The following is a 15,128-nucleotide window of genomic DNA, read 5'->3' on the forward strand; positions in this document are numbered from 1 at the left end:
AGACTCACGATGCTGCGCGCTATGGCTGCAAAAGGCCACCATTTGCCGCTGCGATTCACAGCAAACTCTATTGCAGTTCCTTCTTACCTACGCCTTGTTCGTGGATTCGTAAGGGTGGATTCGCAAGGGGAAGGAGCAATGCCTTAAGAGAGATGATCGAGCGGATCCGATCTGACAGTATGAGGGAATGAATCACATCCTTCTGCCGGCCGCTATCGCTGTGCTCGTCGTTGGAGCGGTCGGGAGTGCATTGGGTGGGTTCTATCCAACTACTTTGAGTCGGTGCCTCTAATTGTGGGCAGATGGGTCCTCTCGACAGGCTTGGGGCTGCTCGCCCTCGGTGGGCTGCTCTACGCGTGGCCAATGTTCTTAGGNGCAAGCCGGACACCTGCTGCTAACGAAGAACGATGAAGCCTTTCAAACCACCTAAAAATAGGTGTTGCTTCGATCAATAGAATCCCGCGAGGGATAAACGGGACACTGAAAAAGTACGACCAGGATGCCTATCTGCCCCGTTCGCGTATCCACCAACGGCCAAGACCTCACCGCCCAAAAGAACGCCCTCGCCGCCCTCGGTGTCTCACTCCAAAAGACGTTCACCGATCAGGGCCTCACCGGAACAATCCGGGCCCGGCCAGGTCTTCGCGAAGCGTTAGCCGCATGCCGAGCCGGCGACACCCTCGTCGTGACCAAGCTCGACCGACTAGCACGCTCGCTTCGCGATGCCAAAGATATCGTTGATGATCTCACTCTTCGTGAAGTGAAGCTCAGCCTCGGCGGCTCCGTTCACGACCCTACCGACCCAGTTGGCAGGCTCCTTTTTAATGTGCTCGCGATGGTCGCTGAATTCGAGGCCGACCTGATCCGCGCCAGAACTCGCGGAGGGATGCAAGTCGCCAAAACGGCTGGCCGGCTGCGCGGCAAGCAGCCCAAACTGTTGCCGGCGCAGGAGAAGCACCTGGTCGAGGTGTACCAGCGGGGCGAGCACACCACCGCGCAGATCGCAGAACTCTTCAGCGTCGCCAGGTCCACGGTCTGCCGGGCAATCCAACGAGCCGGGGACACCGCCGCCTGAACGTGCGTCGTGCAGAGGAGTACGGGTAACGGGTGTTTTGTGCAGAGGAGTACGGAAAAGCCAGTGGACAGCGATGGCACTATCGCGCGGTCATAGTGCCCCTGGCGTCAAATCATACGTAACCCACCTGGTAGACGTGGCGGTCAAATCATAGAGACGGCGGGCCCGAGTATTGTCCTCTGCCGTGATCCAGCGAACGACTGAGCGTCCTTCGCGTTCGGCCAGCGCGGAGAGTTCGCTCAGTAGCGCCCGCCCGACGCCGGCTCCCCGAGCGGTCGAGTCCGTGAACAGATCGTCGAGGTAGATACCCACGCTTCCCGTTGAGGGACGAGAAAATCGTCGATAGCGCGCGAGCCCCACGAGTCGATCCCCGGAGGTGGCAACGAAGGCATTGACTTCATTTGAGTCGTCATTGATCCAGGTCCAGACACGCTCAACGATGCTGTCATCGGGAGACAGCTCGTAGAAGTCCCGATAGCCCCGATAGAGCTCAGCCCACTGGGACAAGTCTGAGGTTCGGACCGTGCGGATAGAGACCGAATCGTTTGTAATCATCGTCCCAGAGTATCTGCGCGCACTCCGTTCCCGCCCTCGTTCCCATTCGGGCTCTTCTGGCCACGCTTCCACCGTCGGCGGGTGCAGTGGTACGGGAAGCCGGTAGAAGGTTGCGCTTTCGGAAGGCTCAGCCGAGGTTCTTGAGCATCTTCAACGAAGTTGTTTCGTAGCCGAGTGATTCGTAGAGACCGCGGGCGCCAGTGTTGAATGCGAAGACGCTCAGGCCGAGGGTATGCGCGCCTTGTGTGCGGGCATACTCTTGGCCGAGGAGCATCGCGGCCCTCCCGAAACCCTGGCCACGTTGGTCGGCATTGATGACAATGTCCCAGACCCACCACGCACTCGGGTCGGCGCTGACATCCTGGCCGATCCAGAGATACCCGACAGGCTCACCCGCCTCACTCATGACGTGAAAGATCTCATTGCCAGGACTCGGAGCACCGTCCGGAAATGAGCGAAGCGTGCTCTCGACCGCCATGAGCCGAGCTTGTTCTGGCGATGCGCCCTGGACAACCAAGTCGTCGATGTACTCGGTGCAGCTGCGGTCCAGCCATGATGGAAATTCGCTGGTGAGGATTCGCTGAAGGGTGACGGTCATTTCATGATTCTTCCAGAAGAGCGCAGATGAGCCATTCAGTGGCGTTTGTGTACCACGGCGCAACCGGCGCTCGAACCGTCCAAAATAGCATTCATCGTCACACCGAACAGTGCCGCTGCATCCGCCTTCGCACCCGGAAAGGGTCCCTTACGGGCAGGACACATAATTGCGAGGTGGACCTTACTCTTCGTGAACTGACCACGGCAGATGCTGAGACGCTTGCCAGATGGCAAACTGACGCGCTGTTCTGTGCGCACGCGGGCTGGAAAAGGCGGGAGTCCCAACAGCAGTCGGTCGAATGGTGGCGCAACCAGATTTCTCATCCTGACCCGCACCTCATCCGATTGCTCGCGTTGGATACCCAGCGCCCAGTCGGCTACGTCGATTTGCATGGGAGTAGTCGAGTGGAACGCGAGCTCGGATATTTAGTTGGCCCGTCCGCATCGTGGGGTCATGGTCTGGGAACAGCTGCTGCGCGCGCCGGAGTTGCTTTTGGTTTCGAGGGCCTTGGGCTCACCCGGATTTGGGCCGAAGCTATTGAAGCGAACGCCGCATCAGTCAAAGTGCTTCGCCGCCTCGGAATGCGAGAGATTGGATTCGGACACGAGGAAGACTTCTTAGGGCAAACTTCTCGATACGTTCAGTTCGAAATCATGGCCGCTGACTGGCGCCAGTCCGTCAACTTGGCCGCCCGCTAGGGGTCCCTTCAGCGGCCGGGCGTGTGTGCGCGAGCGCGATTATGGAACTCCGATCGCATCGGCGATGGCCGTTCCCGCCTCGGAAGGCGTCAATGCGGTGGTATCGATCACGTCGGCTTCGGCGCCTAGCCATCCACGGAACGCCTTGTCGTACGGGACTAGGTAGGCCAGACGGAACCCGGACGGACCCATGACCGTGTCTCCCATGATGCGCTCACGAAGTATCTTCGTGTCGGTGTGGAGCAGGAAGTGTCGAACTGGAATGTCGTAGGCGGCGAATCCGTCGCTGATCTCGCGCCAGTATGCCTCAACCAAGACCGTCATCGGCATTATCAGAGTGCCGCCCGTGTAATCGAGAATGTGGCGGGCCGTCTCGACCACAAGAGGGCGCCACGGAGGCCAGTGCTGAAAGTTGTCTGTCTCGGGCAGCCCAGGGTGGACGTCCATCAACGTCTCACCGACTTTCTCGGCATCGAACACGCGCGATTCTGGAATGAGCTGCTGCACGAGCTTGGCCGTGGTCGTTTTCCCAACGCCGTGAGTGCCATTCAGCCATATGATCACACGCCCATGCTAACGAAATACCTAACCGACGATCATGAAAGGCCTCTACGCCCAGCCGTCCCGCAGGGGGCTTGCGGGCAGCCCGTTGTGGGGTTGTGCCGGGAGCCATGTCGCTCGACGATCCGGTTGCGCTGCTTCTAACACCGGTGTCCGCGCGCGCCTGAACCGTCATCTCGGATAAAACAAGAAAACTAGACCAATCCACTCCTTCTCTGTAAAATGGATGTAAACATGTCTTATTTGTGTCGAAAGGTACCAAATGACTATCTCGATCCGACTCACCGACGAAGAAGAAGAACGCCTCGATCAGCTCGCGCGTCGCACGGGCCGCTCGAAGAGTTTCTACGTTCGCACAGCGCTTCACGAGCACCTGGCCGAAATGGAGGATGCCTTCGCGGCCGATGAATCACTCGACGCTTTCGAGGCCGCCGGACGACGCACCCGCCCGCTCGCGGCACTCAAGGCCGAGACTAATCTGTGACACCTCGGTGGCAGGTTGAAACCACCGAGCAGTTCGACCGTGACTTCAAAAAACTTGACCAGGCAATCCAACGACGAGTGATGGCCTCCCTCGAAGAAGTAGAGAAACTAGATGATCCTCGCCAGCGCGGCAAGGGCCTCACGGCCAACCACACGGGAGTGTGGAGGTATCGAGTTGGAGATCACCGCATCCTCGCCCAGATCATCGGCAACTCTTTGACCGTCCTCACCCTCAACGTTGACCATCGCAAAGACGTGTACTGAGAACTAAGAAGCAATGCATCCCCGACTAGATGAGTTCCTCGCGGCTGGCACACGATATTGCCCGCAGAGGGTCCGGCTTACGGACCCCTCACTGACAGTGAGCTGATCCCAAGGCGTTTAATTACGTGACGCTTCGTTCATCCAAGCCATGGTTTAAGCAGTTCAGCTATCCTCAAATCACAAGCAATGAATGGGAACGACATGGCTTCCACAAGATCGATCAACAAGGGAAAGCGATTGGTCGTTCTCAGTGCGGTGCTCATGGTAAGCGTGATTGTGTCCGGCTGCTCAGTCTCGGACTTGTGCCCCACGATCGGGTGGTCCAACACTGTCACCGTCAAGCTCGAAGGTACAACATCTAACGTCAGCGTCGTTGAGTTGTGTGCCGACGGTGAATGTTCAGGCCCTGCTCCAAGTCAGCTATCGCCAGACGAGTCCGTCGGTATTGAGATCCTTGATCCACTGCAACTTGAAACATTCACGCCGGTTCCCTCTGCAATTCATCTCTCGTTCTTCGCTTCCAAGGTCGATGAACACTCTTGGGAGATTTCGACAATAATGGCGACTCCAGAAAATGTCACTATTCGCGCACTCTCACCAAGCAAAGAGGTCCTCGCCGAGAGGGACGTGACACTCAACTGGGTCCGCGTGGGTGGCACTGAACGATGTGGTGGACCTGCCGAGGTCGATCCCATCACCCTCACTATTGCATCCTGAACTCACTGAGCGCCCCGACTCTGAGCGTCCCGACTCTGAGCGTCCCGTAAGGGGTTCGGCTTACGGGCGCTCCGCGGGCTCAACCCACCAAAGGTAGTTCGAGAGTTGCAGGCTACGGCGCCAGGACTGATCTCTTTTACGTTTGTCGCGGCGAAGTAACGTGCGCGCTGTCAGAATGAGCGTGTGGAACAGCCTGTAGTGAACTCACCGAACGATGCACTAGCGGCAGCGGCCGCCCTCGTTGAGATTGAGCGTCTCGTCCACGCTACGCAGGAGATTATCCAAGGACCTGATCGAAAGGAGATGTCTCACCGCGCTTATGCGTACGTGAGTGAGGCAACATGGTGGATCGCGAGTCTCGACGAGCAATTTCGCGAAGCGAACAATCTTGGTGTATAGAAAGCCGCTCGCGATGCAGACGATTTCGGAAGGCTAATTCCCGGCCTTCTGTGGATTCGGGACCGGATCTCTCACCAGCTGCCTTTTACCGTCATTGAGGATGATCGATCGTTCTTCGACCCCAAGCCAGGCGGTGTTCTCCACATCTCTTCTGGCTACGAGTGGCTGCCAATCGACCAGATCCGACCGGGTCTTGAACGACGGTTGTGGGAGTCGATTTACCGGGATAATTTTGCCGGCCATGGACTAGTCCAAGGCCCGGCTCGCATTGTGATTTTCCTAAGAGCGCTCCTCGAAAACGATCCGCCTTGCAGGGCGGAACTTGAGAGGATCAATTCCGTCGACTCTTCCTCCGAGCCGGGCTAAGCGTACCGAGGCATCAGATCAGTGATTTAGCCGATGACCCAAGGGCCAGGGGCGTGGGTGCGCGTTAATTCTCACTGCCTCGCATGAAAAAAACCAAAGGAACCTAGCGTCCACAACGGCCCAATGAGGGTGGCAATGATGATGGCCACCATAACGATCTGAAGAAATTTGCTGCGGTGACTTTCCCTCACAACGACACCGACCAGCAGCAGTGCCGTGAATAGCCCGAAGAGAATGACGCTCATCACGAGCGTGATGTGCATTCCTACACCGATTGTGCAGCCCTCCAGCGTGGGAAAGACCGCTGGACACTCGAGCGTTACCGGCTGAAGTGCCGAGGTTATCCAAATCGAAGCAGCGACGACTATTACGGCCGGAACCGTCCAATGCCATAGGGGGCGCGCAATATCTGGTGCCTTCGGTGAACGCGTCATCCACTCAAGATAGCGGGCGACGATGGCTTTGGTCGCTGACTCCATTTTCGGCCGGCGTTAGCAATCGGTCCGTTCGCAGAACGACGATTGTTATGGATAGCGAGACGGCGGTGCGCTATATCGCGGATTCGTCGCGCGACCAATCTCTCTGCAGATTACGGGCGCGAAGATGCAATCCATAAAGGTCTACAAGTTCGAGTGTCCAGTAAGGGGTTCCCTGTTAACGCCAACTGAAAACAGGGCCAGAAACCGCCGCACAAATGGCCCATTTTCGATTGGCGTTAACAGACCTCTATGTCAGGACCCCTGGGGATAAGAACCGTTGCACTTTGCGGGCGTCGCTATCGGGTCAGTGATATCGCTCGCCTCCGCGCCTCTCGCGTCTGGTCTACTCGAACTCCTGCTCGAACGCAGACGACTCAGCCTATGGTGGGCACTGGCCGCAGGCCTGGGAATCATTGGCAGCACGCTGCTGTGCCTGTCCAAGATGACGGATGCCGCCGAATCGACAGGTCAGACCGTGGCCGGCATCGCACTCGGCCTCATCGCCGGGGCAACCTATGCCACCTATTCCTGGGCAGCACACCACCTCATGAACCACAGCATCAGCCGCGCCGCAGCCATGGGGTCCGTGTTCGGACTCGGTGGCATGCTCCTGTTGCCCGTGCTCATTGTCAACGGTGCCCCGCTGCTCGCATCCGCCCAGGCATTCAGCGTTGCCGTGTACATGGCCATCATTCCGATGTTTCTCGGCTACCTCCTCTTCGGCTTTGGCCTGACTCGCGTCTCGGCCAGTACCGCCACCACAATCACACTCACGGAACCGGCGATCCCTGCGATCCTCGCCCTTCTCATCGTCGGCGAGCGACTGACAACGGTCGGATGGATCGGATTCGCGGTCATCGCATGCGTCCTCGTTGTACTCGCCATCGCACCGACCAACGAAAGCGAGAGCAAATCCACCCCTTCGTCCGAGAAGGCACCCAAGGCCGGAAGCCGGGCCTGAGCGTCAGTCGGTGACCAGGAACCGGCCCTGGGCCCCCTTTTCGGCGTCGGACATGACGTGGGTCACGAACGGGTAGCTGCCGGCTTCTGGGAAGGTAATCTCGACGAATCCGCCCTGCGCCGGCAGCAGTGAGAGGGCCTGCGATCCCCCCGTTCCGGTGCTGCCGCCGTCCTTTAACCGATAGTCGCCCTCGGCAAAGACGGTGTCGAACTGGCCGCCAACGACGTGGAACGAGCTATTCGTGTTCGGTCCGGCATCGAGCACCCAGATGCGCACCTTTTCGCCGACGGTCGCCGACAGCGGAGCGTGGACGTACTGGTTGGCGTACCCGTTGAAGGTCACCAGGTCGGGAAGCTGCGTCTGCACCTTCACCGCGTCGCCCTCAGCGCCCTGCTGTCCGAGGTAGAACTCCGATTGGATCAGCAGGTATTCCCGGTCCACCTCGGCCAGCCCAGCCGGATCGATGATGACCGCGCCGAACATGCCGTTGGCGATATGAGCCGACATGGGCATCGTGGAGCAGTGGTACAGCCAGATACCCGACCGGGTTGCAGTGAACCGGTAGATCAGGCTCTCCCCGGGGTCGATGGTCTGCATGGCCCGGTCGGGCGCGAGCGATCCGGCGTGAAAGTCCAGTGAATGGCCAATCGTTCCCTCGTTGACGAAGGTGATCTCAAACACGTCGCCGACCGTGCCACGCAGCACGGGCCCGGGCGCGGTGCCGTTGTAGGTCCACAGCATCTGCGTAACGCCCGGCGCGATCTCGGTCTTCGTATTACTGACGGTCATCGTGCTCTCATGCACGACAGTGGATGTCGCGGCCCCAAGTTTCGCATCGCGTGCGACAAAGTCGCTTCCCGGCTCAGCCCTCAGATCAATGTCGTCCGCAGCGGAACTACCATTTTGCTCATCGTCCATCGCGCCATGGTCCACGGCGTCGGCAGTGCCGGAGTCGGCCGCGGCCGCACCGACCGCATTCACGGTCAGCACCATTCCCAGCAGACGGTGACCGCCTAGGGAACACCAGCCGTTCAGATCGGCCCCGATCACACCGACGTCGACGGTGGTCGTCACGTCGGGCTCGACCGGTCCGGAGTCGACTCCGCTGTCGAACACGAGGTTGTGCAGCATGCCGTCGTCATTGCGCAGGGTAATAACGAGAACATCACCGACCGGAACATCGATACTGTCTGGACTGAATCGGGTGTCGCCCATCGTCACGTCAACGGTGGTGGTGTGGCCTGTGGCGACTCTACTGCTTCCCGTACCTGAGGCGACACCCGCCGCCGGATCAAGGGCCACGCCGAGGGCGAGAGTCAGGGCGAGCGTGGTCGCGGCCGCCACGAATATTCCGATTAGAGAATATGACGGTGGTGCGGGCTCCGCGTCGGTGTCGCGGGTCAGCGGGGGGAGCCCGGCACCCGGCGGCGTGCGGGTCTTGCGATTGATGCGCAGCGCCCGGACCATGAGCACGATAAAGCAGGCGAGTGTGGCAAGAACCAGCGCGGCGAGTGTGTCAGTGACGAACGCTGCCAGGGGAAGCAGTGTCAGAATCAGGGCACCGTTGACCACGGTCACCCGGAACAGGCCGGCCCGGTCGAGCTCATGTGCGGTGGCCTTGGCCGCCTTCGGGCCGCCGCCGAGCACCACCGGAATCAGGAAGCTCAACGCGCCGATCATGATCTGGGCGCCGAAGCCGACCGCTAAATAAGGAACGAGTGCTTCGAGTCCAGCCGCGGCATCCGCCCAACTGGCAGCGGTCGCCACGACAATACCGAATCCGATCGCGCACAGGGCAAACCAGATCAGGGCGGCGGTGATGCTCCATCCGGCATAACTGACTGCGGGCGAGCGTCGCAGGTGGCCAGCGAGTTCGAGCAAAACCGGAACGAACCCGACCAGGTAGATCAGGATGCCGGCCGCTGTGATGAGTCGCGAGTCCGCGTAGGTGCCAGCGCCCAGAACCGTCAAACCGGCGAGAAGGAGGGGCAGGGTGCGGCGTGCGGCAGCCGTCGGGGTATGAAGAACTCGATCATGCAGCACGGTCGGCAGCAGCAGAGTGACGGTGCCGATCACCGTCAGCCCCACCCAGCCGAGCAGGTTCAGCCCGATGTGGGCGATATAGAGCCGTTCGTAGGGAGCCAGGTCGCTGCTCGGGTGTGCCATCAGGATGCCGAGGGTGACGCCCACGACCAGGCATCCCGCAGCGGCAATGTAGTAGCGTACGAGCGGCGCGAACCGGGCCGGGAGCGCGCCGCGCATCTGCCCCAAGAGAATGACGGCGTGCAGCACGGCGTTGATCCCGACGAGGCTCCCGCCGACCAGCACAACGAACCACCAGGCCTGCGTGATTCCGATCATCACGGCGGCTGCGCTGACCGTGTGAACGGTCAACCGAACACCGAGCCAGTATCGGCCGCCCGGTGGGGCGTTCTTCAGCAGACTATCGGCGAAGTGCTGACTCCAGACCAAAATCGCAGTCGAGAGCGCCCCGAGCAGAAGCAGATGTACCATCAGCCACGGCCCGAATGATGAATCTCGGTAAAGTATTACGCTGACAATTCCGAGGATCAGCCAGGTGGGAACGAGCATGCCCGTGGTCTGGTGCCAGAGCCGAAGTTTGAGACTGGGTTTCACGGAGCTTATCTTGCGGTTACCGAGCCTGAAGGACTACGCGGTCCGAGTCAGACGCACGGTCCACACCTCAGGCCCCTCCTGCAGGTAGCTGATCGTGAAAACGTCGGGCTTCGTGCGCTGCAGCGTCGCGAGCAGGGGCAGCGGGTTGTGCGAGGCGATCAGGTCGAGGGAGATTCCGGGCTGGATCGCGTCGAGGGCACCGAAAATTGCGGCGTGGCGCACCGCGTGCGGAATGGTGCGGCTATCGAGAACGATCGCTTCGCTCGCGTCGTGGCCGCAGGAACAGGTTTCTGCAGCGCTCTTGGTGGCTGGAGTGTGCTCGTGCGCGAGCGGACCTGCAGAAATGGTAATCGGTTCGGCGGTCATGGTGTCTCCTGTTCGGCGTGGCGGTTTTTCTTTTAGCGTACGCCTATCACTTTTCTTCTCTGACCGTTTGAGCACGCGACGAAGCCCCAGTCAGTCGACTGGGGCTTCGTCGATGCTGCAGTTGTTGTCAGTGGCTACTCAAAGCCGGTTCGTCAAACTGGTTGCTCGTGTTGTTCACGCCGCCAGCCTTCAGCGCGGCTTCGCCGGCGAAGTACTCCTTGTGGTTGTCACCCAAGTCGGAGCCCGACATGTTCTGGTGCTTGACCGTGGCGATTCCCTCACGGATTTCGCGGCGTTGCACGCCCTTGACGTAGGCGAGCATGCCCTGGTCGGCGAAGTATCCCTTAGCCAGGTCATCGGTCGAGAGCGCGGCCGTGTGGTACGTCGGCAGGGTTATGAGATGGTGGAAGATACCAGCGTCTTTCGAGCTGTCGCGCTGGAAAGTACGGATCTTCTCGTCGGCGTTCAAGGCCAGTTCGGTCTCGTCGTAGTCCACGCTCATGAGCTTGGCGCGGTCGTAAGCAGAGACGTCCTTGCCCTCGGCGAGAAGTGCGTCGTAAGCCTGCTGACGAAAGTTTAAGGTCCAGTTGAACGACGGGCTGTTGTTGTAGACCAGCTTGGCGTTCGGAATGGCCTTGCGAACTTTGTTCATCATGCCCGCGATCTGACCGATGTGCGGCTTCTCGGTTTCGATCCAGAGCAGGTCGGCACCGTTCTGCAGCGACGTGATGCTGTCGAGCACGCAGCGGGCCTCGCCGGTTCCAGCGCGGAACTGGAACAGGTTGCTGGCCAGACGCTTCGGGCGCAGTAGCTTACCGTCGCGCTTGATGACGACATCGCCGTTGCCGAGGTCGGCTTCGGTGATCTCGTCAACGTCGAGGAAGGAGTTGTACTGATCGCCCAGGTCACCGGGCTGGTAGGTCACGGCGAGCTTCTGCGTGAGGCCGGCACCGAGCGAGTCGGTGCGGGACACGATGATGCCGTTTTCAATGCCGAGCTCGAGGAACGCGTAGCGAACTGCGTTGATCTTGGCGATGAAGTCCTCGTGAGGAACGGTGACCTTGCCGTCCTGGTGACCGCACTGCTTCTCATCCGAGACCTGGTTCTCGATCTGGATGGCGCAGGCGCCGGCCTCGATCATTTTCTTGGCCAGGAGGTAGGTGGCTTCGGGGTTTCCGAAACCGGCGTCGATGTCGGCGATGATCGGCACGACGTGGGTCTCGTAGTTGTCGATCTGACCGGTGAGCGTGGCGATCTTGGCGTCGTCGCCAACGATGCGGGCGTTGTCGAGGGCCGTGAACAGCAGGTCGAGTTCGCGGGCGTCTGCCTGGCGGAGGAAGGTGTACAGCTCCTCGACCAGCGCGGGAACGGCCGTCTTCTCGTGCATGGACTGGTCGGGGACCGGACCGAACTCGCTGCGCAGCGCAGCAACCATCCAACCCGACAGGTACAGGTAGCGCTTGTTGGTGGTTTTGAGGTGCTTCTTGATCGAGATCATCTTCTGCTGGCCGATGAAGCCGTGCCACACACCGAGCGACTGGGTGTAAATAGAGGAGTCAGCGTCGTACTCCTTCATGTCCTTCTGCATGATGTCCGCCGTGTACTGCGCGATTTCCAGGCCAGTCTTGAAGCGGTTCTGGGCGCGCATGCGGGCGACGGACTCGGGGTTGATGGCGTCCCAGCTGCTTCCAACCTGCTGCTTGAGGGCTTCGATGGCCGCGATGTCTTTCTGGTAGACAGTCATGTTAATTCCTTCGACGTGTGAGTTGGGCTGAGCCGGGACTTCTGACTCAACGAGCCGATACCGGCTGATAAACCCAGATTGGCGCAAGAACAGTGGGTCTTTTCCAAGAAGGTCGAGAGAATAAATGCGATTCTTCTGCAATTGAAAAGTTATTCGTCGCGTTGGGCGCTTTCGGGGGCCTCTCCCGGCACGACGATGACCAGACGGCATCGTGGGCACCGATGGCACTCTTCCAGACCGTCAGCGGTATCGACGCCGTCCGGGATCATCTCGGTGCCACAGGCCGGGCAGGTGGGACCGGCGTCGTTGTCAAAGTCCGACATCACACGGATGATTTCAGGCCGGCACCGCACAGTGGCACGACCACGGACTCGGCCGTGAGCAAGCTCGCTGCCAGTGCCCAGGTAGGGCTGGCTTTGTTAAACATCGAGTCGACTGCCGCGCGCACAGCAGCGAAGCAGACAGCCGAGGTCGGTTCGACGAAGAGTCCCTCGTCGGCCAGTTCCTGGCGCGCGGCGGCGGTCTGCCGGTCGCTGACGGAGACGATCGTGCCACCGGTGGCCCGCACGGCGGCCAGAATCTGTCGGCCACGAGGCGGCGCGGCGATGGCGATACCCTCCGCGATGGTGGCACCGCCGTCGACCGCAGTGGGTGCCGCGAGTCCCTGCGCCATCGCCTGTTCCAGCGGTGAACAAGCGGATGCCTGCACCGCGACGATCCGCGGCATCCTCTCGGCGAGACCAGCGGCGACCAGTTCGCTGAAGGCGAGGTAGCAGCCCAGCACCAGTGTGCCATTGCCGACCGGAACCACCACCGTCTCGGGCAGGGATCGCCCGCGCTGTTCCCAGATCTCATAGCCGTACGTTTTCACGCCGTGCACAAAGTACGGGTGATATACGTGGCTCGCGTACATAACACCGGGTCGGCCCGCCGCCCGCAGGGCCGCCGCGGAGGTATCCGCGCGCGAGCCGGGTACCAGTTCGACCGTGGCACCGTGCGCACGCATCTGCGCGAGTTTGCCAGGCGAAGTGGACTCGGGAACGTACACCGTGCAGCCGATGCCCGCCCGCCCGAAATACGCCGCGATTGCCGTGCCGGCGTTACCGCTGCTGTCGACCATGGCGTTGGTGACACCGAGCCGATGGGCGAGGGTTGCGAGCAAGACCGCGCCGCGGTCTTTGAACGAGAGCGTCGGCAGCAAAAAGTCGAGTTTCAGCTGCACGTGGGCGAAAGCGCGGGACGGCACGAGGGGCGAAAAGCCCTCTCCCAGGGTGATCGCCGGGTCGACGTCGATCGGTAGCGCCTCGGCATAGCGCCAGAGCGACGGGACGCGGCTGGGCAGCGCCGCGGCATCCACTTCAATGTCGAATTCGGCGACGTCGAGAAGGCCGCCGCAGGTGCAGCGCCAGACCAGACTCTCGACCGGGTAGCTTGCGGCGCACTCGGAGCAGATGAGGTCAGGCATCCCTTGATGCTAGCTGCCCGTCATCAACCTTCCGTGGTGAATCTTCCGTGGTGAATCTTCCGTGGTGAACCTCCCGTGGTGAACATCCAGATGCTCGTCGAGACGGGATTGCCGGCGAGATCACGCACGTCAGTGCTACTGCGGGTGACGGCGACGGCGGCAGGATCGGGTTCGGAAAGCCGCTCTTGGCGGTGTTCCACTGGGTCACCTTTGAGCACGTTGCGGCGGTTATGCCCTAGTTCAGACACGACTGGACCGTACCCCGCGGCACGCCCTGAAGCGCCTGGTTTCGTTCACGAGATTACGTGCTGCCGATAAGGTCGAAGTTGCAGAACGACAAACGGGGGGAAACATGGAATTTGCAGAACTAATTGAGGCATTGGCTCTCAAGGTGCGTAACCAACGCGACGCAATTCAGACTGAAGAAGCTACAAAGAACGCATTTATCATGCCGTTTATCTCGACAATCTTGGGCTATGACGTATTCAATCCGCTGGAGGTCGTTCCGGAATTTACTGCTGACGTCGGTGTAAAAAAAGGCGAAAAAGTCGATTATGCGATCATGCGCGACGGCGAAGTTCAGATTCTCATCGAATGCAAGAAGTCCACGGAAGCGCTAATAATTGAGCATGCTTCGCAGCTCTTTCGTTATTTCGCGGTAACCAATGCGCGTATTGCCGTGCTCACAAATGGCGAGATTTACCAGTTCTACACGGATTTGGACGTGCCCAACCGCATGGACTCAAAGCCGTTTCTGGTACTCGATTTGATGGACATAGACGAAACGCTTATTCCTGAACTGAGGAAGCTGACCAAGGAGGTCTTCGACCTCGACTCCATCATCAACTCTGCTGAAGAGCTCAAGTACATTGGCCAGATCAAGCGGACCATCGCCGCTCAGTTCACGGACCCTGAAGACGACTGGATCCGTTTCTTCACCACGCGCGTCTACGAAGGAGCCTTTACCCAGAGGGTTCGTGAACAATTCACCACTTTGGTGGCTAAGTCGACGAAACAGTTCTTGAACGATCAAGTCAACGACCGGTTGAAGACGGCGCTGGGCGGTTCAAATTATTCGGGGGCAGAGGCACGAGCCCGAGATGGAGCCATCAACAGCCACGACATTGTTGAGGTCGATCTGGCCCGTGACACAGAGATCGAGACGACCCTGGAAGAACTCGAGGGGTATCAAATTGTCAAAGCCATTACCTGTAGCGAAGTAAAGCCCCCAAGAGTGACACACCGAGATTCAAAATCGTATTTTGCCGTGCTTCTCGACGATAACAATCGCAAGCCCGTCGCCCGGCTTCATTTCAATGGAAAGAAGCAGAAATATCTCGGTGTCTTCGATGCCGCCAAAGTTGAGACACGCCACCCTATCGAAAGCCTTGACGAAATTTATCTTTTTGCCAGCGACATCCGCGAAACCATCAAGAGTTACCAGGAGTAAAACGAAAATAGCCGTGCGATTCGAATCGACTCTCCGGAGACAGGCATGAACACTATTCCCCATGGTGTGGGAGCCACGATGGTTCATCGGTACTGGCGCATCGCGCTGATAGCGCCAGTACTCGGGTTTCTCCTCGGGGTCACCCTATTCGGGCTTATCGCCATGACGGGAAACCCCGAGGCGCGATCGGGTCAGATGGTCGCCTATCTGGCGCGGTCAGGTCTGGCCTACTGAATATTGGCTTCCGAGGGAGCCAGGGGTGGTGCGGGTGGCAGCCAGTGCTCGGAATCATGAATCGTGTCGTTCAGAG

The 15,128-nt window shown here is 59.8% G+C and carries 17 protein-coding genes; 8 read left to right on the top strand and 9 right to left on the bottom strand.

Going from position 1 to position 15,128, the window contains the following annotated elements; translation table 11 throughout:
* Positions 1-499: 499 nt before the first annotated feature.
* Complete coding sequence (locus tag CXY73_RS01225) at positions 500-1,075, top strand: recombinase family protein (RefSeq protein WP_104176554.1); 576 nt, start codon at positions 500-502, stop codon at positions 1,073-1,075.
* A 90-nt stretch (positions 1,076-1,165) separates the two neighbouring features.
* Here CXY73_RS01225 and CXY73_RS01230 read toward each other — a convergent pair whose 3' ends face one another.
* On the bottom strand, positions 1,166-1,630 hold the full coding sequence (locus CXY73_RS01230) for a GNAT family N-acetyltransferase (RefSeq protein WP_104176555.1): 465 nt from the start codon (positions 1,628-1,630) through the stop codon (positions 1,166-1,168).
* A gap of 127 nt (positions 1,631-1,757) precedes the next feature.
* Positions 1,758-2,228: a GNAT family N-acetyltransferase gene (locus CXY73_RS01235; protein ID WP_104134804.1), complete on the bottom strand. Its 471-nt coding sequence runs from the start codon at positions 2,226-2,228 to the stop codon at positions 1,758-1,760.
* Between the two features lie 26 nt (positions 2,229-2,254).
* Between CXY73_RS01235 and CXY73_RS01240 the strand changes: the two genes are divergently transcribed.
* Positions 2,255-2,926, top strand: a complete 672-nt coding sequence (locus CXY73_RS01240; RefSeq protein WP_104134805.1) for a GNAT family N-acetyltransferase — start codon at positions 2,255-2,257, stop codon at positions 2,924-2,926.
* 39 nt (positions 2,927-2,965) lie between these two features.
* Here CXY73_RS01240 and CXY73_RS01245 read toward each other — a convergent pair whose 3' ends face one another.
* The gene (locus CXY73_RS01245; protein ID WP_104134806.1) at positions 2,966-3,490 is read right to left on the bottom strand and encodes an AAA family ATPase; all 525 of its coding nucleotides are present in this window, start codon (positions 3,488-3,490) and stop codon (positions 2,966-2,968) included.
* 259 nt (positions 3,491-3,749) lie between these two features.
* Between CXY73_RS01245 and CXY73_RS01250 the strand changes: the two genes are divergently transcribed.
* The 3 genes from CXY73_RS01250 to CXY73_RS21310 all read left to right on the top strand — a co-directional run bounded on the left by CXY73_RS01250 (position 3,750) and on the right by CXY73_RS21310 (position 4,951).
* Positions 3,750-3,971 carry a DUF6290 family protein gene (locus CXY73_RS01250; protein WP_104133721.1) on the top strand — a complete coding sequence of 74 codons (222 nt, stop codon included), beginning with the start codon at positions 3,750-3,752 and terminating at the stop codon, positions 3,969-3,971.
* Entirely contained in the window at positions 3,968-4,234 is a 267-nt protein-coding gene (locus CXY73_RS01255; protein WP_104133720.1) for a type II toxin-antitoxin system RelE/ParE family toxin, read from the top strand. The genes CXY73_RS01250 and CXY73_RS01255 overlap by 4 nt, the downstream gene beginning before the upstream one ends.
* Positions 4,235-4,471: 237 nt before the next feature.
* Complete coding sequence (locus CXY73_RS21310; protein ID WP_233198069.1) at positions 4,472-4,951, top strand: hypothetical protein; 480 nt, start codon at positions 4,472-4,474, stop codon at positions 4,949-4,951.
* Between the two features lie 836 nt (positions 4,952-5,787).
* On the opposite strand, the gene CXY73_RS21315 is transcribed toward CXY73_RS21310, so the two are convergent.
* Positions 5,788-6,195 carry a hypothetical protein gene (locus CXY73_RS21315; protein ID WP_146071568.1) on the bottom strand — a complete coding sequence of 136 codons (408 nt, stop codon included), beginning with the start codon at positions 6,193-6,195 and terminating at the stop codon, positions 5,788-5,790.
* 277 nt (positions 6,196-6,472) lie between these two features.
* Here CXY73_RS21315 and CXY73_RS01275 point away from each other — a divergent pair, with 277 nt between their 5' ends.
* Positions 6,473-7,156, top strand: coding sequence for an EamA family transporter (locus CXY73_RS01275; protein WP_104176556.1), 684 nt, complete (start codon positions 6,473-6,475; stop codon positions 7,154-7,156).
* A gap of 3 nt (positions 7,157-7,159) precedes the next feature.
* Here CXY73_RS01275 and CXY73_RS01280 read toward each other — a convergent pair whose 3' ends face one another.
* From CXY73_RS01280 to CXY73_RS21320, 5 genes are all read right to left on the bottom strand, one after another.
* Positions 7,160-9,793 carry a multicopper oxidase domain-containing protein gene (locus CXY73_RS01280; RefSeq protein ID WP_233198070.1) on the bottom strand — a complete coding sequence of 878 codons (2,634 nt, stop codon included), beginning with the start codon at positions 9,791-9,793 and terminating at the stop codon, positions 7,160-7,162.
* 33 nt (positions 9,794-9,826) lie between these two features.
* Entirely contained in the window at positions 9,827-10,159 is a 333-nt protein-coding gene (locus tag CXY73_RS01285; protein WP_104134793.1) for a DUF2249 domain-containing protein, read from the bottom strand.
* Between the two features lie 127 nt (positions 10,160-10,286).
* Positions 10,287-11,903, bottom strand: a complete 1,617-nt coding sequence (locus tag CXY73_RS01290; RefSeq protein ID WP_104134792.1) for an isocitrate lyase — start codon at positions 11,901-11,903, stop codon at positions 10,287-10,289.
* A 322-nt stretch (positions 11,904-12,225) separates the two neighbouring features.
* Positions 12,226-13,368, bottom strand: coding sequence for a threonine synthase (locus CXY73_RS01295; RefSeq protein WP_104176558.1), 1,143 nt, complete (start codon positions 13,366-13,368; stop codon positions 12,226-12,228).
* A 23-nt stretch (positions 13,369-13,391) separates the two neighbouring features.
* The gene (locus CXY73_RS21320; RefSeq protein ID WP_146071569.1) at positions 13,392-13,616 is read right to left on the bottom strand and encodes a hypothetical protein; all 225 of its coding nucleotides are present in this window, start codon (positions 13,614-13,616) and stop codon (positions 13,392-13,394) included.
* Between the two features lie 104 nt (positions 13,617-13,720).
* Here CXY73_RS21320 and CXY73_RS01300 point away from each other — a divergent pair, with 104 nt between their 5' ends.
* Positions 13,721-14,818 (top strand): type I restriction endonuclease, encoded by a 1,098-nt coding sequence (locus CXY73_RS01300; protein ID WP_369831189.1) that lies wholly within the window; start codon positions 13,721-13,723, stop codon positions 14,816-14,818.
* A 45-nt stretch (positions 14,819-14,863) separates the two neighbouring features.
* Positions 14,864-15,052, top strand: a complete 189-nt coding sequence (locus tag CXY73_RS01305; RefSeq protein ID WP_104176560.1) for a hypothetical protein — start codon at positions 14,864-14,866, stop codon at positions 15,050-15,052.
* Positions 15,053-15,128 lie beyond the last annotated feature (76 nt).

Source organism: Cryobacterium sp. Y50, from assembly GCF_002929805.1.
Lineage (GTDB): Bacteria > Actinomycetota > Actinomycetes > Actinomycetales > Microbacteriaceae > Cryobacterium.